At 45.7% G+C, this 24,161-nt stretch carries 28 protein-coding genes and 2 tRNA genes; 18 read left to right on the top strand and 12 right to left on the bottom strand.

All coding sequences use genetic code 11. The features are described from left to right. Positions 1 to 7 precede the first annotated feature (7 nt). Positions 8 to 877, bottom strand: coding sequence for a class I tRNA ligase family protein (locus ACYQZ0_RS04915; RefSeq protein WP_459775485.1), 870 nt, complete (start codon positions 875 to 877; stop codon positions 8 to 10). 13 nt (positions 878 to 890) lie between these two features. On the opposite strand from ACYQZ0_RS04915, the gene ACYQZ0_RS04910 reads away from it, so the two are divergent. Genes ACYQZ0_RS04910 through recR form a run of 9 tightly spaced genes read left to right on the top strand, consistent with a single transcriptional unit; the run spans position 891 to position 8,826 of the window. Beyond that, positions 891 to 2,078, top strand: a complete 1,188-nt coding sequence (locus ACYQZ0_RS04910; RefSeq protein ID WP_459775484.1) for a hypothetical protein — start codon at positions 891 to 893, stop codon at positions 2,076 to 2,078. Between the two features lie 24 nt (positions 2,079 to 2,102). Continuing rightward, complete coding sequence (locus ACYQZ0_RS04905) at positions 2,103 to 3,347, top strand: aspartate kinase (RefSeq protein WP_459775483.1); 1,245 nt, start codon at positions 2,103 to 2,105, stop codon at positions 3,345 to 3,347. A gap of 9 nt (positions 3,348 to 3,356) precedes the next feature. Next, positions 3,357 to 5,756: an EAL domain-containing protein gene (locus ACYQZ0_RS04900; protein WP_459775482.1), complete on the top strand. Its 2,400-nt coding sequence runs from the start codon at positions 3,357 to 3,359 to the stop codon at positions 5,754 to 5,756. Between the two features lie 5 nt (positions 5,757 to 5,761). Next, on the top strand, positions 5,762 to 6,358 hold the full coding sequence (locus ACYQZ0_RS04895; RefSeq protein WP_459775481.1) for an outer-membrane lipoprotein carrier protein LolA: 597 nt from the start codon (positions 5,762 to 5,764) through the stop codon (positions 6,356 to 6,358). Continuing rightward, positions 6,351 to 6,836 (top strand): GNAT family N-acetyltransferase, encoded by a 486-nt coding sequence (locus ACYQZ0_RS04890; RefSeq protein ID WP_459775480.1) that lies wholly within the window; start codon positions 6,351 to 6,353, stop codon positions 6,834 to 6,836. The genes ACYQZ0_RS04895 and ACYQZ0_RS04890 overlap by 8 nt, the downstream gene beginning before the upstream one ends. Positions 6,837 to 6,842: 6 nt before the next feature. Further along, positions 6,843 to 7,325, top strand: coding sequence for a DUF2391 family protein (locus ACYQZ0_RS04885; RefSeq protein WP_459775479.1), 483 nt, complete (start codon positions 6,843 to 6,845; stop codon positions 7,323 to 7,325). 19 nt (positions 7,326 to 7,344) lie between these two features. Further along, positions 7,345 to 7,935, top strand: a complete 591-nt coding sequence (locus ACYQZ0_RS04880; RefSeq protein WP_459775478.1) for a CDP-alcohol phosphatidyltransferase family protein — start codon at positions 7,345 to 7,347, stop codon at positions 7,933 to 7,935. After that, positions 7,932 to 8,228, top strand: coding sequence for a YbaB/EbfC family nucleoid-associated protein (locus ACYQZ0_RS04875; RefSeq protein WP_459775477.1), 297 nt, complete (start codon positions 7,932 to 7,934; stop codon positions 8,226 to 8,228). Before ACYQZ0_RS04880 ends, ACYQZ0_RS04875 begins: the two co-directional genes overlap by 4 nt. Then, positions 8,218 to 8,826, top strand: a complete 609-nt coding sequence (gene recR, locus ACYQZ0_RS04870) for a recombination mediator RecR (protein ID WP_459775476.1) — start codon at positions 8,218 to 8,220, stop codon at positions 8,824 to 8,826. The genes ACYQZ0_RS04875 and recR overlap by 11 nt, the downstream gene beginning before the upstream one ends. On the opposite strand, the gene ACYQZ0_RS04865 is transcribed toward recR, so the two are convergent. Both ACYQZ0_RS04865 and ACYQZ0_RS04860 read right to left on the bottom strand, forming a co-directional pair. Next, the gene (locus ACYQZ0_RS04865; protein WP_459775475.1) at positions 8,827 to 9,579 is read right to left on the bottom strand and encodes an SAM hydrolase/SAM-dependent halogenase family protein; all 753 of its coding nucleotides are present in this window, start codon (positions 9,577 to 9,579) and stop codon (positions 8,827 to 8,829) included. It lies immediately after the preceding gene. Continuing rightward, positions 9,579 to 10,058: a tetratricopeptide repeat protein gene (locus ACYQZ0_RS04860; protein WP_459775474.1), complete on the bottom strand. Its 480-nt coding sequence runs from the start codon at positions 10,056 to 10,058 to the stop codon at positions 9,579 to 9,581. Before ACYQZ0_RS04860 ends, ACYQZ0_RS04865 begins: the two co-directional genes overlap by 1 nt. Positions 10,059 to 10,276: 218 nt before the next feature. On the opposite strand from ACYQZ0_RS04860, the gene groES reads away from it, so the two are divergent. Together groES and groL are read left to right on the top strand one after the other, a co-directional pair. Beyond that, positions 10,277 to 10,579: a co-chaperone GroES gene (gene groES / locus ACYQZ0_RS04855; RefSeq protein ID WP_459775473.1), complete on the top strand. Its 303-nt coding sequence runs from the start codon at positions 10,277 to 10,279 to the stop codon at positions 10,577 to 10,579. A 17-nt stretch (positions 10,580 to 10,596) separates the two neighbouring features. Continuing rightward, positions 10,597 to 12,234, top strand: coding sequence for a chaperonin GroEL (groL, locus tag ACYQZ0_RS04850; RefSeq protein ID WP_459775472.1), 1,638 nt, complete (start codon positions 10,597 to 10,599; stop codon positions 12,232 to 12,234). Between the two features lie 23 nt (positions 12,235 to 12,257). On the opposite strand, the gene recO is transcribed toward groL, so the two are convergent. After that, positions 12,258 to 12,893 (bottom strand): DNA repair protein RecO, encoded by a 636-nt coding sequence (recO, locus tag ACYQZ0_RS04845; RefSeq protein ID WP_459775471.1) that lies wholly within the window; start codon positions 12,891 to 12,893, stop codon positions 12,258 to 12,260. A gap of 18 nt (positions 12,894 to 12,911) precedes the next feature. On the opposite strand from recO, the gene mutS reads away from it, so the two are divergent. Further along, on the top strand, positions 12,912 to 15,479 hold the full coding sequence (gene mutS, locus ACYQZ0_RS04840) for a DNA mismatch repair protein MutS (RefSeq protein WP_459775470.1): 2,568 nt from the start codon (positions 12,912 to 12,914) through the stop codon (positions 15,477 to 15,479). Here mutS and ACYQZ0_RS04835 read toward each other — a convergent pair. The 3 genes from ACYQZ0_RS04835 to ACYQZ0_RS04825 are packed head-to-tail and all read right to left on the bottom strand — an operon-like array spanning position 15,466 to position 17,485. Beyond that, positions 15,466 to 16,215 (bottom strand): tRNA (adenine-N1)-methyltransferase, encoded by a 750-nt coding sequence (locus ACYQZ0_RS04835; protein ID WP_459775469.1) that lies wholly within the window; start codon positions 16,213 to 16,215, stop codon positions 15,466 to 15,468. The two genes, mutS and ACYQZ0_RS04835, sit on opposite strands and share 14 nt — an antisense overlap. Next, positions 16,202 to 17,041: a menaquinone biosynthesis family protein gene (locus ACYQZ0_RS04830; protein ID WP_459775468.1), complete on the bottom strand. Its 840-nt coding sequence runs from the start codon at positions 17,039 to 17,041 to the stop codon at positions 16,202 to 16,204. The genes ACYQZ0_RS04835 and ACYQZ0_RS04830 overlap by 14 nt, the downstream gene beginning before the upstream one ends. 6 nt (positions 17,042 to 17,047) lie before the next feature. Beyond that, positions 17,048 to 17,485 (bottom strand): phosphatidylglycerophosphatase A family protein, encoded by a 438-nt coding sequence (locus tag ACYQZ0_RS04825; protein ID WP_459775467.1) that lies wholly within the window; start codon positions 17,483 to 17,485, stop codon positions 17,048 to 17,050. Between the two features lie 24 nt (positions 17,486 to 17,509). Between ACYQZ0_RS04825 and ACYQZ0_RS04820 the strand changes: the two genes are divergently transcribed. Beyond that, a complete protein-coding gene (locus ACYQZ0_RS04820; RefSeq protein WP_459775466.1) occupies positions 17,510 to 18,367 on the top strand; it encodes an LptF/LptG family permease in 858 nt (285 codons plus the stop codon). On the opposite strand, the gene ACYQZ0_RS04815 is transcribed toward ACYQZ0_RS04820, so the two are convergent. Next, positions 18,359 to 18,985, bottom strand: a complete 627-nt coding sequence (locus ACYQZ0_RS04815; protein WP_459775465.1) for a MarC family protein — start codon at positions 18,983 to 18,985, stop codon at positions 18,359 to 18,361. The genes ACYQZ0_RS04820 and ACYQZ0_RS04815 overlap by 9 nt on opposite strands. Before the next feature lie 12 nt (positions 18,986 to 18,997). Here ACYQZ0_RS04815 and ACYQZ0_RS04810 point away from each other — a divergent pair, with 12 nt between their 5' ends. The 4 genes from ACYQZ0_RS04810 to ACYQZ0_RS04795 all read left to right on the top strand — a co-directional run bounded on the left by ACYQZ0_RS04810 (position 18,998) and on the right by ACYQZ0_RS04795 (position 20,229). Then, entirely contained in the window at positions 18,998 to 19,381 is a 384-nt protein-coding gene (locus ACYQZ0_RS04810; protein ID WP_459775464.1) for an acyl-CoA thioesterase, read from the top strand. A 29-nt stretch (positions 19,382 to 19,410) separates the two neighbouring features. Beyond that, positions 19,411 to 19,487 (top strand) — tRNA-Arg (locus tag ACYQZ0_RS04805). 23 nt (positions 19,488 to 19,510) lie between these two features. Next, positions 19,511 to 19,586: transfer RNA gene (locus tag ACYQZ0_RS04800), tRNA-Lys, on the top strand. Positions 19,587 to 19,602: 16 nt separating this feature from the next. Then, the gene (locus ACYQZ0_RS04795; RefSeq protein WP_459775463.1) at positions 19,603 to 20,229 is read left to right on the top strand and encodes a lysophospholipid acyltransferase family protein; all 627 of its coding nucleotides are present in this window, start codon (positions 19,603 to 19,605) and stop codon (positions 20,227 to 20,229) included. On the opposite strand, the gene ACYQZ0_RS04790 is transcribed toward ACYQZ0_RS04795, so the two are convergent. Continuing rightward, entirely contained in the window at positions 20,132 to 21,394 is a 1,263-nt protein-coding gene (locus tag ACYQZ0_RS04790) for a cation:proton antiporter (protein ID WP_459775462.1), read from the bottom strand. The genes ACYQZ0_RS04795 and ACYQZ0_RS04790 overlap by 98 nt on opposite strands. Positions 21,395 to 21,396: 2 nt before the next feature. Further along, a complete protein-coding gene (locus ACYQZ0_RS04785) occupies positions 21,397 to 21,888 on the bottom strand; it encodes a cation:proton antiporter regulatory subunit (protein WP_459775461.1) in 492 nt (163 codons plus the stop codon). Positions 21,889 to 21,914: 26 nt separating this feature from the next. On the opposite strand from ACYQZ0_RS04785, the gene lysS reads away from it, so the two are divergent. Next, positions 21,915 to 23,633 carry a lysine--tRNA ligase gene (lysS, locus tag ACYQZ0_RS04780; RefSeq protein WP_459775460.1) on the top strand — a complete coding sequence of 573 codons (1,719 nt, stop codon included), beginning with the start codon at positions 21,915 to 21,917 and terminating at the stop codon, positions 23,631 to 23,633. A gap of 12 nt (positions 23,634 to 23,645) precedes the next feature. Here the strand turns inward: lysS and ACYQZ0_RS04775 are convergent, their stop codons facing one another. Both ACYQZ0_RS04775 and ACYQZ0_RS04770 read right to left on the bottom strand, forming a co-directional pair. After that, the gene (locus ACYQZ0_RS04775) at positions 23,646 to 23,906 is read right to left on the bottom strand and encodes a type II toxin-antitoxin system RelE family toxin (protein ID WP_459775459.1); all 261 of its coding nucleotides are present in this window, start codon (positions 23,904 to 23,906) and stop codon (positions 23,646 to 23,648) included. Next, positions 23,906 to 24,130, bottom strand: coding sequence for a ribbon-helix-helix protein, CopG family (locus ACYQZ0_RS04770; RefSeq protein WP_459775458.1), 225 nt, complete (start codon positions 24,128 to 24,130; stop codon positions 23,906 to 23,908). The genes ACYQZ0_RS04775 and ACYQZ0_RS04770 overlap by 1 nt, the downstream gene beginning before the upstream one ends. Positions 24,131 to 24,161 lie beyond the last annotated feature (31 nt).

The following is a 24,161-nucleotide window of genomic DNA, read 5'->3' as shown; positions in this document are numbered from 1 at the left end:
GTATAACCTAACGCACCACGAGGTTAACGAGCTTATTCTTCACGTATATAAACTTCTTAAGCTCCTTTCCCTCAATCCATTTCCTCACCTTTTGGTCTGAGAGGACAATCTCCCTCACGGTTTCCTCTTTGGCATTTGCGGGAATCTTTACCTTAGCCCTCACCTTTCCGTTCACCTGAACGGGAATTTCTATCTCCTCCTCCTTCAGGGCTTCGGGGTCGGGTTCGGGGAAGGTCTGTTCTATAACGAAGCCCTTATTTCCGAGCATCTCCCATATTTCCTCGCATACGTGGGGAGTTATCGGGGAAAGGAGCAGTGTAATAGTCTCAACCGCCTCCCTTAAAACCTTGTAGTCCTCTTCCGATTCGGGTTCAAATTTCTGGAGGGTGTTAAGGAGCTTCATAACGGAGGCTATGGCTGTGTTGAACTGGTATCTCTCCTCAAAATCCCTTCTGAACTGTTCTATGGTTCTGTGAACCTCCCTCCTCACCTCCTTAGCCCTTCCCTCAACCCTTCTCAGCTCTTCCTTTGTGTAGGAAACCTCTTTTAGTTTATCTATATAGGTATTTACGAAGTTCCAGAGCCTGTTTAAGAACCTGTAGGCTCCCTGAATGCCCTCGTCGGTCCACTCAAAGTCCTGTTCGGGGGGTGCGGCAAAGAGTATATAGAGCCTTACCGTATCCGCCCCGTATTTCTCAACCGCTTCCTCAGGGTCCACAACGTTCGCCTTTGACTTTGACATCTTAGCACTTTCCCCTATTTCCCTCTCAAGGAACTTTATAAGCTCCTCATCCTTAAGTCCGAGCTTCTCAAGGAGGAATATCGCGTTATCCCCTACGGAAATTTTATGCTCCTTTAAAAATTCTCTTATTTTCATAGAGAATTATTTTATGACCTACGTTGATTTGGCGGTAAGCTCCGTATTCCTTCTCTCCCTCCTCTTTTTCCTGAATCCAAAGCTTGAGAGAAAACGCATATGGACCGCAACCGTTACGCCCCTCGCATCAATAATAGGGAGCGGTTATCTCGTTTCCGCCCCTCTCCTTTATTACGCCCTCGGGGATTGTGCGTTCCTCGGAATGCTCGGAATAGTCCTCCTCGCCTATCTTATAGGTAGCTCCATAAGGTTCAACATAAAGAGGGAAGAGAGAATAAACGAATTCGTTATAACGAGAGAGCTTGAGAGCTTCTCAAATCTTTCCCTCTCCTTCGCTTACTTCATCTCCGTTGCCTTTTACCTCAGACTCCTTTCCGCCTTCATATTCTCGGGATTTTTTGAGAGAAATCCCCTTTACGAGAACATTTTCACAACGAGTTTGCTCCTGTTCATAGGCGTTTCTGGATTTTTAAGGGGTCTCAACTACCTGGAGTTTCTTGAGAAATACGCCGTTGCCTTGAAGCTCTCCGTTATCTTCTCCTTTCTCGTTGCCCTTTTCCTTCACGATGTGAGCACGGGATTTGCCGTAAAAGGGGAGTGCAGGCCCGTAAACCTTGAAACCTTAAGAGTTCTTGCGGGTATCCTTCTCATAGTTCAGGGGTTTGAAACCTCAAAGTATCTCGGTGAGAAATACACGAAGGAGGAAAGGATTAGGAGCATGAAGCTTGCCCAGTTTATCTCGGGATTCATTTACATATCCTTCATAGCCTTAATAACTCCCATTCTTTACGAGCTTGAGGGAAAGCCCCTTGACGAGACAGCTGTTATCTTCCTTGCGACTTCCGTATCCCTCGTTCTCGGATACCTCATTAGGCTTGGACCCCTCATGAGTCAGTTCAGCGCAGCGGTTGCTGATACAATAGGTGCGGGAGGACTCATAAATAAGGAGACCCACGGGAGAGTTAGCTCAAAGCTCGGGTATTTAATGGTTGCCACGATAGACACAGTTATTGTTTGGAGCTTAAATGTGTTTGAGATTATAGCCTTCGCCTCAAAGGCCTTCGCCTTTTACTACCTCCTCCAGACCCTTATATCCCTTATCCTTTCCCTCAAGGAAGGGAGATTATTTACCTCGTTTTTCTTCTTTATTCTTTCCCTATTACTCGCCTTTGTGGTTATTCTCGGGAGAAGTGCGGAATAAAAATACTTTAAAATAATCTTTTCTATGAAAATAATCGTTCAGAAGTTCGGAGGAACTTCAGTAGCAAATCTGGAGAGGATAGAGCTCTGTGCGAAAAGGGTTATAGAGGCTGTTGAGAAGGGGTATAAACCTGTGGTCGTTTCTTCGGCGATGGCGGGAGAGACGGACTCTCTCATAAACCTCGCAAAGGAGGTGAGCCCGAGGCCCCCTGAAAGGGAAATGGATATGCTCCTTGCAGTAGGGGAGCAAAAGGCTATAGCCCTTTTTGCTATGACCTTAAACAAGCTCGGATATCCAGCGGTTAGCCTCTGCGGATGGCAGGTTCCCATAATAACCGACAACATTCACACAAAGGCCCGCATAAGAAAAATAGGCGTTAGGAGACTTCTTAACCTCATAGAGGAGGGATACATACCCGTAGTTGCGGGATTTCAGGGGGTAACGGAGGATTGGGAAATAACAACCCTCGGGAGGGGAGGCTCCGACACAACCGCTGTAGCCCTCGCGGCTGCCCTTAGGGCGGACTGCGAGATAAACACGGATGTTCCGGGCGTTTTCACGGCTGACCCCCGCATAGTTCCCAACGCACGGAAGATAAAAAAGATATCTTACGAGGAGATGCTTGAGCTTGCCTCTCTCGGCGCTAAGGTTATGCAGATAAGGAGCGTTGAGTTTGCCGCAAAGTATAAAGTTAGAATACATGTAAGGAGCACCTTCTCGGACGAGGAAGGAACGTGGATTGTTCCGGAGGATGAGGTAATGGAAAAGGTTGTTGTAAGGGGAGTTACGGCGGACACGAGCGAGTCAAGAATTACAGTCGTTAGGGTTCCCGACAAGCCCGGAATAGCAGCGGAGATATTTAAGGCCCTCGGAGATGCCCACATAGTTGTTGATATGATTGTTCAGAACGTATCCCACGAGGGATATACAGACATGTCCTTCACGGTTAACAAGAATGACGCGGACAAGGCGGAGGAGATAGTTAAGAAGATAGCCCAAAAGATTGGTGCAAAGGAAGTCATAAGGGACGACAAGGTAGCGAAGATATCCGTCGTCGGGATAGGTATGAGGAGTGCCTACGGAGTTGCCGGAAGAATGTTTGAGATTCTGGCAAAGAACGGCATAAACATAATGGCTATATCAACCTCCGAGATAAAGATATCCTGCCTCATTGAGGAAAAGTATGCGGAACTTGCCGTAAGGGTTCTCCACGAGGAGTTTATTGAGGAGATGGAGGAGTTTGAAACCATAAACGGGAAAAGTAAGTAAATTTAATGTATGGAAAAATCCCTTCTCAGGATGCTTATTTCCTTTTCGGAGGAGGACAGGAAAAATCTTGAGGAAATACGTTCACTGCTTACAGAAGGGGAACTCAATAAGGTAAGCGAAGAGTTTGCAACATTTCTAAAAGAAAAACTCGGCGTTAGTGTTGATAACCTTGAAGGAGAGATATTTGAATACCTTAAGAATTCCCTTAATTGTAAAGCGGATTACTCTCTCGCTGAGGAAGTTTACAAAAGCGGTGTTGATATTCCCGAGTTTATAGCATCTTACGGGAAACTTTTTGAGCTAATCAGGGAGGTGTTAAAACCAAAAGTTGAACCAGAAAGGCTAAATGAGCTCTGCCTTTCTCTCGCAAAGCATACCCTGCTTGATATAGCTTCGGTGGCGGACTACATAATAGAGGAGCACTTTGAGACATTCATAAGATTCTTTGAAGAAAATCCGGACCCCATACTCATAATTGATGAAAACTTTAAAATTTTTTACGCAAACAATACCTTTAGTGAAATTCTAAAGATTGATAAACCTAAAGGTATGAAACTTAAGGAACTATTTCCCGAAAGATACCTCTCTCATTACGAATTGCTCTGTAAGGCCTGCAGGGAAAAGATTTCGGGAAGCTTTGATAGGGTTGTTTACCTGACAAACAGGAAGCTGGGCATAACAAAGCCCTTTAAGTTATCCTTTGAACACGTAAAGCTAAAAAATAAAGATTACATAATCCTTGACCTAAGGGATGCGGAAGAGGAACTGAAGAGGGAAAAGGAAAGGGAAAACTTAAGCATTCTTTACGGACTCATAAGCGAGCTTTACAAGGTCCTCCTTGAAGAGACAAACTTAAACAGGCTGTTTTTCAAAATGGTTGATGCATTCGTTAGGAAAGGCATATACACGTATGCCGCGGTTATAAGAACCGATAAGGAGGTAAAGGTTGCTGAAGAGGGGATACCCACAGATTACAGCGTCTGCATTCCCTTTTACAGGGAGTATGCCCTCGTGCTCACGAAAAATGAGCCCTTTTACAACACGGAAGTTGACCTCATAAGGAACTTCCTCTCGGAGCTTTCCGATATTATTCAGTCCTTTAGCCTTGAGGGGAAACTGAAGGAGCTCAGGTTTTATGACCCAGTAACAGAGCTTCCCACCCGTGCCTTCTTCGTAAGTGCTCTCTCCGATATGATAAGAGAGGCTGACAAAAAGGGGGAAAGAGTAGGATTGATAGTCCTTGATATAGACAACTTCACAGCGATAAACGGCTTATACGGACAGCAAACGGGGGATAGGGTTCTTAAGGAAGTTGCGGACGGCCTCAAGGAGATAGTAAGGCTTGAGGACATTCTTGCGAGAATAGGTGCGGACACTTACGCCATAGCTTTCGTATCAAAGGACCCCTTTGAAGCGGCAAACAGCCTGATAACACGTATAAGAACGAAGTTCATAAAACCCATAAAGGTTGACGGGCATAGCATACCCATAACCTTCTCAATGGGTGTGGCCTTTTATCCCGACGATGCAAAGGACGGAGAACAGCTCATCGCCCACGCAACTCAGGCGATGTTTGAGGCGAGAAAGCTCGGCGGGGATACGGTAATTTTCTACCACAGGGATACAAAGAGGGATATAGAAAAGATGTTTATCTTGAGGAACGAGCTCCAGAAGGCACTCAAAGAGAAGGAGTTTGTTCTCTTTTATCAACCGAAGGTTAACCTGAAAAAGGGAAAAATAGAGGGAGCGGAAGCCCTTATAAGGTGGGTGAGAAAGGGAAAGCTCGTTCCCCCCTATGAGTTCATTCCCATCCTTGAGGAGAGCGGTCTCATAACGGAAGTTGGTCTATGGGTTCTTGAGGAAGCCATAAAACAGATAAGTCAATGGAAGAGCAAGGGAATAAATATAGAGATTGCGGTTAACCTTTCCGCGGTTCAACTCCGTTCCGTAAAGCATCTTGAGATAATCATTAAGACCCTTCAGGAGAACTACGATGCGGTTCCATACCTCGGATTTGAGATAACGGAAACCGCGTTAATAGAAAATATCTCAACCGCCTCCGTTTTCTTAAAGCTCGTCTCGGAGCTCGGCGTCAAGGTTTATATAGACGACTTCGGAACGGGATACTCCTCAATAGCCTATCTCAAGACACTCCCAGTTTACGCCCTAAAGATAGACGTTGAGTTCATAAGGAATATAGATAAAGACGAGAAGGATTACGAGATAGTGAAAACCATAATAAACCTCGCAAAGAACCTGAACCTCAAAACCGTTGCGGAAGGCATTGAAACAAAAGAGCACGAAAAAATACTTAAAGAGCTCGGTTGCGACTACGGACAGGGATACTACTACTCACCTCCCGTCCCTCCCGAAAAGTTTGAAGAGCTCTACAGAAAGTTTGCAAAATAAACCTTATGGTTATCTTTCTGCTTTTACTTATAGCTTTCACTTTCGGAAACAGCTTTGAAAAGCTCAAAGAAGTTCTCAGAAATACGGAAACCCTTAAGGTCGTATTCGTCCAGAAGGTTATTTACGACTGGTATCCGAAGCCCGATGTAAGCAAAGGTATTCTTTACGCAAAAAGGGGAGAAAGAATAAGGCTTGATTACACCTACCCCGACAGGATAACGATAATATCCGACAGGAAAAAGGTTTATCTCATACACTATGAGGAGAAAAAGGTTTACGTAGAAGATATGAGCAGAAACACCTCTCCCGTAATAAACAGCCTCCTCTTCCTCTCCGAGCCCGTTGAAGAGGTCTTTACCTTTGTGGGAAAGGAGAAGAACGAAGAAGAAGCTATAATCCTTCGTCCGAAGAAGAAGGACGAGAACCTTAAGCTCGTCAAGGTTTACCTAAAAAACGGGAATATTGAGAAGATAAAGACTTACGATGGGAAGGGAACAGAGGTTGTGATAGAGTTTATAGAGGTAAAGAGGAATTTCAAACCTTCCGAAGAGCTGTTTAAAATAAAGTTTCCCGATGGCTTCAGAGTATTTCGCTATGAGTGATAAGGCAAAAACTGAAGTAAAGATAGAAAGGGTTAAAGAGGAGGACATTCCGAAGCTCGTTGATTTATACCTCAGGGCTTACAAGGGGCTTGAGGAGTACGCATATACACATCCTAAAGACGTTGAAAGCTATATGAGATGGCTCCTGAACAGGGACCCCGAGGGCTTCTTAGTTGCAAAGGTTAACGGGAAGATTGTCGGCTTCGTTGCGGGAGATGCAAACTGGTACAGCAGGAGGGAGAAAAAGAGAGTAGGTGCAATCCACGAGATAGTTGTTGACCCCGAATACCAGGGAATGGGAATAGGAACGAGGTTGATGGAGGAAATCCTGAACTACTTCAAGAAAAAGGGACTTGATACCGCAGAGCTGTGGGTGGGGGACGAGAACTACAGGGCTATAAACTTCTACAAAAGGTTCGGATTTCAAGAAAGGGGAAGGTATAACTACTGGATAAGAATGACAAAATCCCTGGAGTAAAGGAGGATGGACAAGCTGAACGAGATAGACAGAAAGGTTGATGACCTTGAAAAGAAGATAAACGAAATGTATGAAGACTTTGAAAGTTCAAAGAAAAAACAGAAGCTCGGATTTTCTGACCTCGTTCAGGAACTCATAGGAGCTATGATAATAGCCCTTCCCTTTTCTCTAACAGAAGAGGTTTGGGAGCTTGCGAAAAGGCTGAGCTTTTTGAGGGTTCTTGTAGTTTACCTTATTACGGTTATTACCGTTTTCCTGTTTATAAAATACTCAAAGCTCCAGAACTGGGAGCACCAAAACGTTCTCGGATTTATTCCTTTGAGACTTATAACGAGCTTATCAATATCCTTCTTCATTTCCCTTTTATTTCTTACACTCTTCGGAGTTTACCCGGATATGATAAAGGACTTTCCCACGCTTCTTAAGGCTTCTCTACTTGTGAGCATATTTGCGGTTATAGGAAGTCTCGGTGTTGACGTTGCTAAGTGATATACTTTTTAAAAGTTAAATGAGCGTCCTTACAAGAAGGCTGAAACCTTACTATGAAGAACTTGTAACACCCTTAATAACGCTTCTTGAGAGGAAGAATGTAAATCCTAACTACATAACGCTATTCGGGCTTTTCAGTGTAGGTTTTGGCTCCTTATTCCTTTATCTGGAGGATACACTTCTGGCCCTTCTCTTTTTAGTGCTCGGTGCCCTTGCGGACAGCCTTGACGGTGCCCTTGCAAGGAGAACCAACAGGGCTTCCCCCTTCGGTGCCTTTCTTGACTCAACCTCGGACCGGTTTTCTGACGCTTTCCCCTTTACCGCTATGGGTGTAAACTTCTCCTCAAAGGGGGACGAACTGGGAACGCTTCTTTCTTTTTTAGCCCTAACCGCTTCCTTCGGTGTGAGCTACACGAGGGCAAGGGCGGAAGGCCTCGGGGTTTACGGACTTGGCGGACTCTTTGAGAGAACTGAGAGATGGGTCGTTCTCCTCGTTGGAATACTCCTCGGACTCTGGAAGTTAGCCCTTCTTGTCATATTTGTCGGCTCTCTTATCACGGTTATCCAGCGGGTGAGGGAGACGAAGAGGGCTCTGGAGGTGATGAGATGAATATTTACGACTTTATGAAGAACTTAAAGAACTTTCAGGAGACGATGGAAGAAGTAAAGAAAGAACTCAGGGAAGAGAAGGATATCCTTGAGAAGGACGGGGTTGAGATAGTTTTTAACGGGCTCGGTGAGATACTAAATATTGAGTTTAAGGAAGAGAAGGACTGCGAAAAGGTTAAGACAACCTTAATAGAGCTCATAAATCAGGCTCAGGACATAGCGAGGGATAAGGTAAAGGAGTCCTTCCAGAGGAAGTTCGGCGGGCTGTTGGGAGGGCTCGGGCTTGGGCTTTGAGGATGTATTTCCCAAAGCCCTGAGAGAAGCCCTTGAGAGTATAACGGAGATACCTACTTACGGAGAGAGGGGGGCGAGCAGGTTTATGTATAACCTTTTAAAACTGAAGCCTGAGGAAAGAAAGAAGGTGATTGACAAGATAAGGGAGGCGGTTGAGGTTCTTAGACCCTGCAGAGAGTGTTTCCTCATAACCGACAGGGAGGTATGTCCCATATGCTCTGACGATAGGAGGATAAAACGTTTCATATGCGTTGTTGAGGAAAGTCAGGACGCTTATGCTATAGAGAGGCTTGAGAGGTATAAGGGAGTTTACCACGTCCTTCAGGGAAGGATTGCACCCCTTGAGGGCATATCTGCGGAGGACCTGACGATAGACAAGCTCCTTGAGAGGATAGAGAAATACAACGCAAAGGAGGTGATAATAGCGACGAACCCAAACGTTGAGGGAGAGGCTACAGCGAGCTACCTTATGAATCTCATTAGAAAGAGGTTCCCCTCGGTAAAGGTTACGAGAACCGCTTACGGATTTCAGTTCGGAAGCCTCATAGAGTTTATGGACGAGTATTCTCTTGAAAAATCAATAGAAAACAGGAAGTAATTACTTGAAAAACCTAACTTTCTCCCCTTTCTTCAGGCCAAACCTCTCTCTTGCACTCCCCAAGGGAACGAAAAGCTCCATAAGTCCGAAGCTCCCGCAAACTCCGTTCAGTTTATCCCTTTCCCCCTCAAGGAAAAAGTTAACGACTTTGAACCTATCTCCTCTAAACTCCCCTTCCCTGTATTTCCCGCAGGGAACGTTCGTTATCCCGTTCCCGAACTTATCAAAGTAAAGAATAACACCTTCAACGTAATCCTCTTCTTCCTTCACCCCGGGTATATCAAGCCTGAAGGTGTATTCTATCTTTCTCCCGATAAGCTCTGGTCTCACTCCCCTGCTGAGGTATGCGGAAACGGGTGCGAAGACGTCCCTCCCGTGGAAGGTGTTGTTTCTTCTGGGGAGGGTAAACCTCTCGTTTTCTATAAGGTATGTCTCAAACTCTTTCTCTTCCCTCAGGACAAGGTCAAATATGCCGTTGTCGGGACCCACAAAAATGTATTTCTTTGTTTTAACAACTATACCCCTTCTCTCGGAGCCAACTCCCGGGTCCACGACGCACACGAATATGCTACCTTCGGGAAAGTAAGAGTAATGAGCCTTTAAAATAAGTGCTCCTTCCAGTATATCAAAAGAATTAACCTCGTGGGTTATATCCACTATCTGGACCGAGGGGTTTATGGAGAGAATGACCCCCTTAACCGCACCGACAAACCCGTCCTTGGTTCCGAAATCGGTAAGGAGGGCTATAACCATCAGTTGAGCATTCCGAGAATCTGGTGTCTGAGTATGTGGGAGGGCTTGTAGTCGGGCTTTATCCTTATAGCTTCCTCAATCTCCCTCAGGGCTTCGTAAAGCCTTCCTTTAAGCATGTAAACCTTTGCGAGGTTTATATAGGGGTAGTGTCTCGGCTCGTATCTCTTTGCCCTCTTTGCCTTCTCAAGCCACTCAACCGCCTCGTCAAGCCTTCCGAGCTCTATGAGGTATGAACCTATATCGTTGTAGGGATTTCCGAAGTCGGGGTCTATCTCTATGGCCCTCTTGCAGGCCTCTATGGCTCCCTCGTAATTTCCCCTCATGCTGTAAGCCCATCCCAGGAAGGTCCAGGCCTCCGCGGTGGGGTAAACATCTATGGACTTTCTGTAAAGCTCTATAGCCCTGTCCAGGTCTCCGAGCATGTGGTATTTATAGGCTTCCTCAAATAGCTTCATCGCTTCCTCTCTCAGGCCTTCCATGGCCAAACACCTCCTGCATTTTAATATATTGCCTTCATAAAGATTTACAAGAAAGGACTAAAGTTAGGAAATCGCTTTTTCCGTAGGGATTTCCTGAGCTAAATATTTCCTTAAAATTCCTTAAGTGAAATTCGCTAAAATTAGGTCTTGACATCGGGAACCGATGTTAATATAATTGGAAAGTGAAAAGATTAGGTAATAACGGAGGAGGTGGCAGAATGAAACTGAGACCCTTATACGACAAGATAGTTGTTGAGAGGTTTGAAGAGAAGGAGGAAAGGACTCCTTCGGGAATTATAATTCCCGATACCGCTAAGGAAAAGCCTCAGCTCGGTAAGGTTGTGGCGGTTGGACCCGGAAAATTACTTGATAACGGGGAGCTTAAGCCTTTGTCTGTTAAGGAAGGTGATGTAGTTCTCTTTAACAAGTATGCGGGTAATGAGGTAGAAATTGAGGGAAAGATTTACCTCGTTATGTCTGAAGATGAAGTTCTTGCGGTAGTTGAAGATTATCAAGCTTAATTAGGAGGTGAGGTGAGATGGCAGCAAAGGCGATTATCTATAACGAAGAGGCAAGGGCAAAGTTAAAGGCAGGTGTTGATAAGCTTGCAAATGCGGTTAAGGTAACCCTCGGTCCCAAGGGAAGGGAAGTTATCTTAGGCAAGAACTGGGGAACTCCCGTAGTTACGAAGGACGGTGTTACCGTCGCTAAGGAAATAGAGCTCAAGGACAAGTTTGAAAATATCGGAGCTCAGCTCGTAAAAGAAGTAGCATCAAAGACCGCGGACGTTGCGGGTGACGGAACGACGACCGCTACGGTTCTGGCACAGGCGATATTCCACGAGGGACTAAGGGTAGCGGCAAGCGGTGCTAACGTAATGGAAGTAAAGAGGGGAATAGACAAGGCGGTAAAGACCGTAGTTGAAGAACTCAAGAAGCTTTCCAAGGAAGTAAAGGACAGGAAGGAAATTGAACAGGTCGCAACCATATCCGCTAACAATGACCCCGAGATAGGAAAGATAATAGCGGACGCTATGGAAGAGGTAGGAAAGGACGGTGTTATAACCGTTGAGGAAAGCAAGTCCGCGGAAACGACCCTTGAAGTTGTTAAGGGAATGCAGTTTGACAGAGGATACCTATCCCCCTACTTCGTAACGGACCCCGAAAAGATGGAATGCGTTCTTGAAAACCCCTACATACTCATATACGAAAAGAAGATAAGCAACGTAAAGGACCTCCTTCCCATACTTGAACAGGTTGTAAGAGCTGGAAGACCTCTCCTCGTAATAGCTGAAGACGTTGAAGGTGAAGCACTCGCTACACTCGTTGTAAACCACATAAAGGGCGTTCTGAAGGCTTGTGCTGTAAAGGCTCCCGGATTCGGACAAAGGAGAAAGGACTACCTCGGAGACATAGCTGTTCTCACGGGTGGACAGGCTATAACGGAAGACCTCGGAATCAAGCTTGAAAGCGTAACCCTTGATATGCTCGGACAGGCGGAAAAGGTAGTTGTTGACAAAGAACACACAACCATAATAGGCGGTAAGGGAGACCCGCAACAAATACAGGCAAGGATAGAACAGATAAAGAGACAGATACAGGAAACGACTTCCGACTACGACAGGGAAAAGCTCCAGGAAAGACTCGCTAAGCTCAGCGGTGGTGTTGCGATAATAAGGGTAGGTGCAGCAACGGAAGCTGAGCTCAAGGAAAAGAAGTACAGGGTTGAGGACGCTGTTCACGCAACCAAGGCTGCTGTAGAAGAGGGAATAGTTCCCGGTGGTGGAGTAGCACTCGTAAGGGCTTCAGAAGCACTTGAAAACCTCAAGGGAGACAACCACGACCAACAGCTCGGTATAGACATAATCAAGAAGGCTGTAAGGGTTCCTCTGAAGCAGATAGCTTACAACGCAGGATACGACGGCTCAGTGGTTCTTGAAAAGGTTATAGAGCTCGGAAAGACGAAGGGAGTAACCTGGGGATTCAACGCGGCAACGGGCGAATACGTTGACATGTATGAAGCGGGTATAATAGACCCCACAAAGGTTGTTAGAACCGCAATAGAAAACGCAGCATCCGTTGCAGGAACGATGCTCACCGCAGAAGCACTCATAGCGGACCTCCCCGAAGAAAAGAAGAAAGACATAACACCCACCGACATGCCCGAGCTTGACTAATCCCTTCTCCCCCTTTCCCTTTATCACTTTGTGTGAAAGCTAAGAAAATCCTTTAAAAACTTCTCTATCTCCCTGAAACTTCCCCTCGTTATTTTTATCCTTTCGTAATCCTCCATGTTTTTAATCTTTCTCAATAGCTCTATATAACTGCCCTTTATTTCGTAATTCCCCTTACCTATCTCTCCGTTTTCAAGGTTTATCCTTACCCTCTTCCTTACCTTTCCCTCGTAGAGGAACTTGGGAGTGTATCCGAGAAGCTCAATTAGGTTTATGTAAAACCTAAGAACGGAAGCGTTAACGTTTTTAACTTTCTTCCCGAGCTCCCTCAAAAGAAGTCCGTAAATCTTCTCATCGTAAGAGTGGACGAACCACAAGACAATCTCCGATATCTTTGACATGTAAAGAAACTGCTCGTAATCCCTCGCCTTGTATGAAAGCCTCTTTATTCTTCTCACATCGTTCGGAATTATTATGTTTCCCGCTTGCTGGAAATCTATCTCAACCCAGTTGAAGGGCTCAAAAACGCCGAAAAGGGGATTTTCGTTAAGATACCCTTCCTTCAGAAACAGCGTTAATTTTCCGTGGGTTCCGTATAGAGTTGCGACGAGGTCAACGTCTCCGCCCCTTACCCTTCTGAGAACTATAAATTCCCCTTTCATACCTTATCTTAAAATCTTATGGGAAAAGAGGAGAAAGAGCTCACCCCCATGCTCGCCCAGTATCACCAGTTCAAGAGCATGTATCCCGACTGCCTTCTTTTATTCAGGCTCGGGGACTTTTACGAGCTCTTTTACGAGGACGCGGTCGTCGGTTCTAAAGAGCTCGGTCTAGTTCTAACTTCAAGACCCGCGGGAAAGGGAAGGGAAAGGATTCCCATGTGCGGTGTTCCCTACCATTCTGCAAACAACTATATAGCAAAGCTCGTTAATAAGGGATACAAGGTAGCAATATGCGAGCAGGTTGAGGACCCCTCAAAGGCAAAGGGAATAGTAAAGAGGGACGTAATAAGAGTTATAACACCTGGGACCTTTTTTGAGAGGGAAACGGGAGGGCTTTGCTCCCTTTACAGGAAGGGAAAGAGCTATCTCGTTTCTTATCTTAACCTCTCGGTAGGTGAGTTCATAGGTGCAAAGGTAAAGGAGGAAGAGCTCATAGACTTCCTCTCAAAGTTCAACATAAGGGAGGTTCTTGTAAAGAAGGGAGAAAAGCTCCCCGAAAAGCTTGAGAAGGTTCTAAAGCTCCACATAACGGAGCTTGAAGAGGAGTTCTTTGAGGAGGGAAAGGAGGAGCTTCTTAAGGATTACGGAGTTCCGTCGATAAAAGCCTTCGGCTTTCAGGATGAGGATTTATCCCTTTCCCTCGGGGCTGTTTACAGGTATGCAAAGGCGACACAGAAATCTTTTACCCCTCTCATTCCAAAGCCAAAACCTTACGTTGACGAGGGATACGTAAAGCTTGACCTCAAGGCAGTCAAAGGTCTTGAGATTACCGAAAGCATAGAAGGAAGAAAGGATTTATCCCTGTTTAAGGTCGTTGACAGAACCCTCACGGGTATGGGGAGAAGGAGGCTGAGGTTCAGGCTTCTAAACCCCTTCAGGAGCATAGAGAGAATAAGGAAGGTTCAGGAAGCAGTTGAGGAGCTAATAAACAAGAGGGAGGTTCTGAACGAGATAAGGAAAACCCTTGAGGGTATGTCCGACCTTGAGAGACTCGTATCCAGGATAAGCTCAAACATGGCAAGCCCAAGAGAACTTATACACCTCAAAAACTCCCTAAGGAAGGCGGAGGAGCTAAGGAAAATTTTATCTTTGCTTGATTCCGAAATATTTAAAGAGATAGAAGGTTCTCTCCTTAACCTGAATAAAGTTGCGGACCTCATTGATAAAACGCTTGTTGACGACCCTCCCCTGCACGTAAAAGAAGGGGGGCTTATAAAACCCGGTGTTAACGCATACCTTGATGAGCTTCGCTTCATAAGGGAGAATGCGGAAAAGCTCCTGAAGGAGTATGAAAAGAAGCTGAAAAAAGAAACGGGAATTCAGAGCTTAAAGATTGGATACAACAAGGTTATGGGATACTACATAGAGGTAACGAAGGCTAACGTAAAATACGTTCCCGAACACTTCAGAAGAAGACAGACCCTTTCAAACGCGGAGAGATACACAACCGAGGAGCTCCAGAGACTTGAGGAAAAGATACTTTCCGCCCAGACCCGCATAAACGAGCTTGAGTATGAGCTTTACAGGGAGCTCAGGGAAGAGGTTGTTAAGGAGCTTGATAAGGTAGGGAATAACGCAACCCTCATAGGGGAGGTGGACTACATCCAGTCCCTCGCCTGGCTTGCCCTTGAGAAGGGATGGGTAAAGCCGGAAGTTCACGAGGGATATGAGCTGATAATAGAGGAGGGAAAGCATCCCGTAATAGAGGAGTTCACGAAAAACTACGTCCCAAACGATACGAAGCTAACGGAAGAGGAGTTCATACACGTAATCACGGGCCCTAACATGGCGGGAAAGTCGAGCTACATAAGACAGGTGGGCGTCCTCACGCTCCTTGCTCATACAGGTAGCTTCCTTCCCGTAAAGAGTGCAAGGATACCGCTGGTTGATGCGATATTCACGAGAATAGGCTCGGGGGACGTTCTGGCTCTGGGTGTTTCAACCTTCATGAACGAGATGCTTGACGTGTCAAACATACTCAACAACGCAACGAAGAGGAGCTTAATAATACTCGACGAGGTGGGAAGGGGAACCTCAACCTACGACGGGATAGCGATAAGCAAGGCGATAGTGAAATACATAAGCGAGAAGATAGGGGCGAAAACGCTACTCGCAACCCACTACCTTGAGCTAACCGAGCTTGAGAGAAAGGTAAAGGGAGTAAAGAACTACCACATGGAGGTTGAGGAAACGGATGAGGGAATAAGGTTCTTATACATACTGAAGGAGGGAAGGGCGAAGGGAAGCTTCGGCATAGACGTCGCAAAACTCGCGGGACTGCCCGAGGAAGTTGTAAGGGAAGCAAAAAAGATACTGAAGGAGCTTGAAGGGGAAAAAGGAAAGCAGGAAGTTCTCCCCTTCCTTGAGGAGACCTATAAAAAGTCCGTTGATGAAGAGAAGCTGAACTTTTACGAAGAGATAATAAAGGAGATAGAGGAGATAGATATAGGGAACACGACTCCTGTTAAAGCCCTGCTCATCCTTGCGGAGTTAAAGGAAAGGATAAAGAGCTTTATAAAGAGGTGAGCTTTCTACCGAAGACGAGATAAGCGGTATGCCCGACCATCTGGTCCTCGGGCCTGAACCTCTCGGGAACTCTTTTGTAATACCTCTGGAGTATCTCAAGAACCTCTATATTTCCGAAAAGTCCGTTTATACTCTCAAGGAGCTTTATAACCTGATTTGCGGTAGGAAGGAGAAAGCCCACGCTTCCCCCATCTTTCAGGGATTGGTGAACCTTCTCAAGATAGGGGTAAGGCTCCCTGACGTCAACAAATACCGCATCAAAGTAATTTTGGGGAATTTCCGCCTTTCCGAAGTCCTCGTTAAAGAGCTTCACGTTTCCCTTTATGCCGAACCTCTCAAGGTTCTTTTTTGCGGTTTTGTAAAACTCCTCAACGGCCTCGTAGCTCCAGACCTCCCCCGCAATCTGGGAGAAAACAGCACATAAGGCACCGCTCCCTGTTCCGAACTCAAGAACTCTCTTTTCCCCGTTCAGCCCCAGCTTAAAGGCTATGTAAAAGGCATCCTTCGGATAAATTATCTGGGTTTTTCTCTCAAATCCGAGGAGTATTAAATCCTCAAGGGTTGGCCTGTAAACCTCAAAGCTCCCTATCCTCACCCCTTCGGGCTTACCTATAACCTCGTCAAACTTGAGGACTTCCTTCTTAACGTTCAGGCTTTGCTTCGGAATTAACTTCCTCAGGAACTTCCTATCGTTGTGAACTATTAATACGTATTCCCCTTCCTTAAAAGAGCTCATCCGAGAATATCTTTTCGGGTATTTCTGCCTTTATTATTCCCCTCTCCTTTCCGAGCTTCAAAAGAAGCCTTACCGCTTCCCTTCCTTCCTCGCCGTAATCAATGGTCCTCTCGTTTACATACATGCTTACGAACTTCTCGGTTCTGTTCGGGTCCTCTTTGAGGTCCCTCGCGTAGTTTATGGCATACTCAAGAGCTTTTTCCTTTTCCTTAAGGGCATACTCAACGCTCTTTCTCATGAGCCTCTCTATCTTCTTTATTACCTCTTTACCGAGGTCTTTCCTGACGACGTTGCAACCGAGAGGCAGGGGAAGTCCGTATTCTTTTTTCCACCACTCCCCGAGGTCAACGACCTTCTTAAGTCCGTAGTCTTTATAGGAGAGCTGTCCCTCGTGAATGACGAGACCCGCATCAACCTCACCTTTTAAAACCGCGTCAATAACCTTATCAAAGGGATAAACAACATGTTCAATCTCCGGTTCGTAAAGCTTGAGGGTCAAAAAGGCGGTGGTGAGCTCCCCCGGAACCGCCACCTTTTTCCCCTTGAGGCTTTCAATCTCTTCCCTTGATACCACTATGGGACCGTATCCCTCTCCAACGCTTCCTCCGCTCGGGAGAACCGCATACTTGTCCGCGACGTAAGGGTATGCGTGAAAGGAGATTGCGGAAACCTCGTAGGTTCCCTTAAGGGCTTCCCTGTTCAGGGTCTCAATATCCGCGAGGATATGCTCAAACTCAAGACCTTCGGTGTCTATCAGCCCCCTCACGAGGGGGTAAAACATGAACGCATCGTCCGAATCGGGGCTGTGAGCAACTCTGATTATCATAAAGAATTATTGTAGCAGGAGATAGAGAACGAAAGCGGTAATTATGCCCCCGACGACGTCATCCATCATAACACCGAGCCCTCCCGGAAAGTTCTCAAAGAGATTAACGGGAAAGGGCTTGTATATATCTATTACTCTGAACACTATGAAAGCGGTTATTAATGTCTTTGTTGTGGGTTCAACGAAGAGAAAGCAAAGAAGGTATCCAACTATCTCGTCTATAACGACCTCCTCGGGGTCCTCTTCTCTCTTTGCGTTCACCATATACTCGGAGGAAATCCAGCCGAGAAGGAAAAGGACTAAGGTCCCCAGAAGGTATAGCTTCTTATCAAGGTAGAGGAGAAGGACGATGGGTATGCCGACGAGGGTTCCGAGCGTTCCCGGAGCTAAGGGAAACTTTCCAACGTAAAAGCCCGTTGCTATAAACTCCAAAAGGTGGGACATTTCCTGAGTTAATATACCATAGAGATGCTCCGCTCTTATATCTTTTATCACTTCTTGAGAACCTCCTTCCTCGGTGCTTTCCTCCTTTCGGTTATTCTCTTCAGCCTCCAGTTCGTTCGTCTTAGCGGGATACTCCTCGGCGTTCCCCTGAAGGACTTTTTGGGTTTCTTTACGGTATGGAGCGTGTTTTATACATACTTCTTCCTTCCCGATGGGGTAATACTCGCAACAGCCTCCCTTATAAACAGCCTGAAGGAGAGGAGACTGGTTCACGTATTTTACTCCTTCGGGATTTCGGACCTAAAAATCTTATACTTCTTCTCTTTTCCCTTTGTCGCACTTTACCTCCTTCTGGTCTCCCTTTCGGGAACGCTCATTGAAGAGAAGGTAGCCTTTGTGAGGAAGAACCTCCTGTTTAAGTATCAGGATAGCTTTTTCAGGGAGGTTCCCGTCAAAACCTTCGTGGGCTTTGGAGGAGCGGTTATATACGTTGATGAGAGGGAAGGGGACAGGTATAAAAACGTATTCTTCAAGTTCAGGGATATAACCATACTCTCAAGGGAGCTTGAGTATAAGGGAAAGGGTGTATTCTTATTTAAAAGGGGAACGGTTATAACGGAGGAAGAGAGCTTATTCATAGTTGGCTTTGAGAGATACACGCTGAACCTGAGACAGTTTGAGAAGAAGGGGCTGAGGGAGAAAAGGGTGAGGGAGAGCGTGGCGATAAACGTCGCAAACGCAGTTATTACTCCGATTCTGTTTCTCGGCGTATTTTTCTTCTGTCTTAAATTCTGCACGAGGGTAAGCCACTTTTACGGAGCAGTTGCGTTCTTCATAATCCTTCACCAGCTCATAATCTTCGCTGTAAAGGTTTTACTTTAATAGGGACTTCAGACCGTCGGTTATGAACTGAACCGAGACAGCAAGAAGGAGTATTCCAGATATTCTCGTGACGAGATTTATTCCTGTTCTCCCGAGGAACCTATAAAGGAAGGAGCTTGAAGAGTAAACGATAAAGGCAACAAAACAGGCAAGAAGTATAGCAAGTAATATAGCAACAAAATCAACGAGGTTCTTTCCGTAGCTCCTCAGAACGAGAACCGTTGTTATAGCTCCCGGGCCGGCGAGGAGGGGCATGGCGAGGGGAATGAGGGCTATGTTTTCCCTCTGAAGCGCAGCTTCTATGTCCTGACTTCTTCCCTTCTCCTTATGAACCTCTCCCTGAACGAGGTTTATTCCTATAAGGAATAGGAGCACTCCCCCTCCAACCTTGAAGGAGTGTATGGTTATGCCCATAAACCTGAAAAGAAGGTCTCCGCTGAGAAGGAAAAAGAAAAGTATGAGAAAGGCGTAAAAGCTCGCGAAGAAGGCTATCCTCCTTATCTCCTCTTTTGAATACTGGGTTGTGAGGGACATAACAACGGGAACGCTTGAGAAGGGGTTCATTATAGCGAGAAGCGAGATAAAGGCTTTTATAAGCATAAGGGTGAAGGCTTCCATTAATATAGAATTATGCCCTTTATCTACAGGAGAAGGGTTCAGTTCTACGAGACCGATGCTCAGGGCATTGTTCACCACTCAAACTACTTCCGATACTTTGAAGAAGCCAGGGGTGAGTTCCTGAGGAGCAGGGGGCTTCCCTACAGCGAGTTCAGGAAAAGGGGGCTTGAGGTCGTCCTTCTGACCGCAAGGTGCGAGTATAAGAAGCCCCTCTATTACGACGATGAGTTTGAGATACACCTCACGCTTAAGGATTTGACACGCTTTACCTTCTCCTTTGAGTATGAAGTCCTGAAAGAAGGGGAAAGTGTTTCTTACGGGGAGACAAAGCACTGTATCGTTAAGGAGGGAAAAATAGTTTCTATACCTGAGGATGTGAGGAGCATACTCGGGTGAGAAAATGGTATTAAAATATATATTTCGGACGGGCTGTAGCTCAACTGGATAGAGCGCGGGACTACGGATCCCGAGGTTGCGGGTTCGACTCCCGCCAGCCCGGCCAATGTGTTATAATTATCTCTATAAGGGCTGCTAGCTCAATCGGCAGAGCGGCGGACTCTTAATCCGCAGGTTCCGGGTTCGAGTCCCGGGCAGCCCACCACTTCATTTTCCTAAAAATGAAAAAAATAAGGTATAGAGTTATCCTCCTTCTTATTCCCCTGATAGCCCTATTTATAAGAATTCTCGGAAGGACAATAAGGTGGAAAAGGAGATACGAGTTCAGAAAGGACAGGGGTAAGATTTACGCCCTCTGGCACGGGCATGCCCTTGGTCTTGCCCTATTCGGTATGGACAGGAATATAGTCGTTCTAGTGAGCAGGTTCAGGGACGGGGAGATAGCGGCAAGACTCTTAAAACACCTAGGCTTTGAGGTCGTAAGGGGCTCAACCGAGGAAGGGAAATCCCACAAGGGAGGAAGAACCGCAACGAAGAAGCTCATAGAGTTATTGAAAGAAGGCAAAAATGTAGCCATAACCGTTGACGGTCCGAAAGGCCCTCCCTTTAAGGTAAAAAAGGGGGTTGTTTACCTTGCCCAGAAGACGGGAAGGGGAATAATTCCTGTTTGCGTGAAGTTTGATGAATACGTAAAACTAAACACTTGGGACCGATTGATAATTCCAAAGCCCTTCACGAGGGGAGAGGTTGTTATCGGGGAGGAGCTTTTTGTTCCTCCGACTGAAGACCTGGAGGGTGCTCGGAAAAGGCTTGAGGAGATTTTAAATAGGCTTTCCTCGGACGCTTGACTTTCCTCTTCTTCTTTTTCTTCGGCGGATAAATGAGGTCCGCTATCTTCGGTGCCACAACGAAGAGAACGCTTCCAACAACAGCGGTTCCGAATATAAAGGGAATGGATATGCTCTTTATGTTCGGCTCAAAGGAGGTCATTATAACGGAGAACTCTCCCCTTGGAACGAAGGAGAGAGAGGCCCTTAGTCTCGTTTTCTTCTTCAGTCCCATGAGGTACGCTGCTATGTAAGTGGAAACAATCTTGAGAATTATTCCGAGAACGAAGAGTATAACGAGGAAGGAAACCTCTTTGGGAACGGTTAGTTCCGTTTCGTAAGCGAAGAAGAAGAAAAAGAGCCCCATTGAAAGCTCCTTCAGGTCCGAAAGCTGTTTTTCTATACTTTCAAGAACCTTCGTCTCTGGGACTATGACGCCGAGTAGAAAGGCTCCCAGAGCTTCGGATATACCGAGGGAGTGAAAGAGCGTTCCAACCGTGAGAACTATGCCGAGGGTGAAAAAGATAAAGGTTTCCTCCTCGGAAAGGGAGTCAAGCCATCTCGTAATTCTCGGGATTACGAACCTGTGAAGAATCCAGAAGAATAAAAGGGAGATGGCGACTTTAAGAAAGCTCATAGGTAAAACCATAGGTTCAACCTTTCCCGCTTCCTTCAGGGGAATAATCAGGGAAAGGAGGAGAATTGCCACGAGGTCCTCAAATATAAGAATACCTATCAGTAGCTCCGCTTCGGGTGAAGCTATACGCTTGTAGTCCATAAGGAGCTTGGCTATTATTGAGGTGCTTGAGGGGTAAAAAACGGAAGCTATAATTAGAGCGGAGATTAAGTCAAAACCGAAGAGGTAGGCAAGAACAAAGGGAGGAATGAAGTTGAATATGAAATCAACGGTACCCGTTTTCCAGGCACCGAGCATATTCCTAAGCTTCTCAAAGGAATATTCAAGCCCTATGAAGAAGAAAAGAAGTATTATCCCCGCATGCTTGAATATCTCAAACTTTTCCATACTCTGGGGCTCTACGAAAAACTTAGCGAGGAATCCCACAACCATGAAGGCAACTATGGCGGGAACGCTTATTCTTCTGAAAAGGTAGGCGAATATGAACATAAACAGGAGAACAAGGTACGGACTTATCTCTTCCAGTATGTGGTGTATATGTTCTTCCATCGTTAGGTGCTACAATCTCCGCACATATCTAGGAACTTGAGGAGTTGCTCTCTCGTTCCCACGACGATTAAGGTATCCCCTGCCTCTATTTTCTCTTTATAGGGGTCTGGGCTCGGTATCATCTCCCCATCTCTGATAATGGCGATAATTGAGACTCCCGTCTTTCTTCTTATCTCAAGCTCCGCTATGGTCTTTCCGATAAAGGAGGAGTTTTCCCCCACCTTTACCCACTCCATAACGATTTCCTTCATAAGGAGTTCCATCTTTTCGGTGCTCACCGTTTGGAACGTTGTTCCCGCAAGAAGAAATCCAAGCTCCCTCGCCTCCTCTTCTGTTAGGGAAAATACACAGCTCGGTTCTTCCTCTTCCTCCTCAACGAGATAAAGTTCTCTTCTTCCCGTATTGTGGATTATGAGGGTGAGCTCTCCTCCTTCTTCAAGCTCTATCGTGTACTTCTTGCCTACTCCGGGTAGCTCCGTTTCCTTAATACGCACTATGGAAGATATTATAATCCTTCCTTATGGAAGAAGTAAGGCTAAAGAAGCTCAGGGAACTTCAGGAAAAGGGCATAAATCCCTATCCTTACAGATTTGAGGTAACGGACTTCATAGGAAACATAAGGAAGCAATATGAGGAAGAACCACCGGAGAATCTTAAAGTAAGGGTAAGGGGCTTGGCAAAAAGGGTTTCAAGAACGGAAGAGGGATACATGGTTAGACTCGCCGACAAAGAAGGCATTGAGATACTCATCTTTACAAAAGAGGAGGGATTAAAACCGAAGGAAGAATACACCTTTGAGGGTTTCTTAAAGAGGGTTGAGGGAAAGCTCAGCCTCGTTGACGCAAAGCTCACGGAAGGGGAGGCGGAAGAGATAAAGAAGGTAAAGGAGCAGTTTGATTACGACCCGAACTTCAGACCCGTATCCCTTGCGGGAAGACTCGTATCCATGAGGAGCATGGGGAAGGCCATATTCGGACACATACAGGACCTGACGGGGAAGATACAGATATATCTGAAAAAAGATATCCTCGGAGAAGAAAAGCTTAAGTTTTTCAACGATTACATAGATGTAGGGGACATTATAGGAGTTAGGGGGAAGCTTTTCAGGACCAACACCGGAGAGCTTACCGTTGAAGTTGAGGAGTATCAGCTCCTTTCAAAATCCCTGCATCCACTTCCCGAGAAGTGGCACGGACTCAAAGACGTTGAGATGAGATACAGACAGAGGTATTTAGACCTCATAGCGAACCCGGAAGCGAGAAGGATATTCATGCTTAGAACAAAGCTCATATCTGAGATGAGAAAGTTCTTTGAGATGAACGGATTTATAGAGGTTGAAACTCCCATACTCCAGCCAATAGCGAGCGGGGCAAACGCAAGACCCTTCGTTACCTACCACAACTTCCTTGAGACGGAACTCTACCTCAGGATAGCCCCAGAGCTTTACCTCAAAAGGCTCATTGTCGGCGGATTTCCAAGAGTTTACGAGATAGGAAAGAACTTCAGGAACGAAAGCGTTGACAGAACCCACAACCCCGAGTTCACTATGGTTGAGTTTTACGCCGCCTACTGGGATTACCACGACCTCATGAAGTTCACAGAAGACATGTTCGTTTACCTCCTTGAGAAAACCCTCGGAACGTTGAAGGTTAGATACGGAGACTGGGAGCTTGATTTCTCCCCGCCCTTTAAAAAGGTGAGATACTTTGAACTCCTTGAGGAAAAGACGGGAAAGGATAAGGATTTCTTCCTGAGGGACCTTGAAGGTGTTAGGAAGCTCGCAAAAGAGCTTGAGATTCCCGACGCGGACAGAATGACCCACGCAAAGCTCCTGGATAAGATATTTGAGAAAGTCGGAGAGGAGGACCTGATACAGCCCACATTCGTTATAGACTTTCCCAAAATCCTTTCTCCCCTTGCGAAAACCCACAGGGAGGACCCGGACCTCGTTGAGAGGTTTGAGCTAATCGTGGCAAGGTATGAGGTTGCTAACGCTTACACCGAGCTAAACGACCCGATAGACCAGAAGGAGAGGTTTTTACAGCAACTAAAGGAAAAGCAGATGGGAGACGAGGAAGCTATGGAGATGGACGAGGACTTCATAAGGGCCCTTGAGTACGGCATGCCCCCCACCGCTGGAGAGGGAATAGGAATAGACAGGCTCGTTATGATACTTACGAACACCGACTCCATAAGGGAGGTTATACTCTTCCCGCAACTAAAGGTGAAAAAGTCTTAGTTTTTCTTTTTTTCAATATATCTCTTTTCTGTGCCCCACCCTGACTATAAGTATTATCAGCTTTTCCCTTTCAAGCTTATAAATAATTCTGTAATTACCCACTCTTAGCCTGTAAAGTCCTGAATAATTACCCTTTAAAGGCTTTATATTGTTCTTAAGTGCTTCCGGATTTTTTGCCAAAATCTCAAGCTTCTCTTTAATTATTCTTTGAACAGGTTTATCAAGCCTTTTAAATTCTTCATAGGCCTCCTTTATGAACTCTATCTTATACATTAAATATCAAGTTCTTTAAAAACTTTATCCGCAGGTATAGTTTCTGTCTCCCCTTCTTCAAGTTTTTTAAGTCTTTTTTCCGCAACCTTTACATCAAGGTAATCAAAGTAAAAGGTGAGCGCTTTTTCTATTATCTTACTTTTCTTTTCCCCGAGCTCTTTGCTTATTAATTCAAGTTCATCCGCCACTTCCTTATCAAGAGTTATGTTAAGCCTCTTTACCATATGTATAAATATACACCAATTTTGTGTATAC

It is taken from the genome of Aquifex pyrophilus (assembly GCF_054656935.1).
The sequence above is the reverse complement of the archived record's forward strand: the minus strand, read 5'-3'. Positions and strand labels throughout refer to the sequence as shown.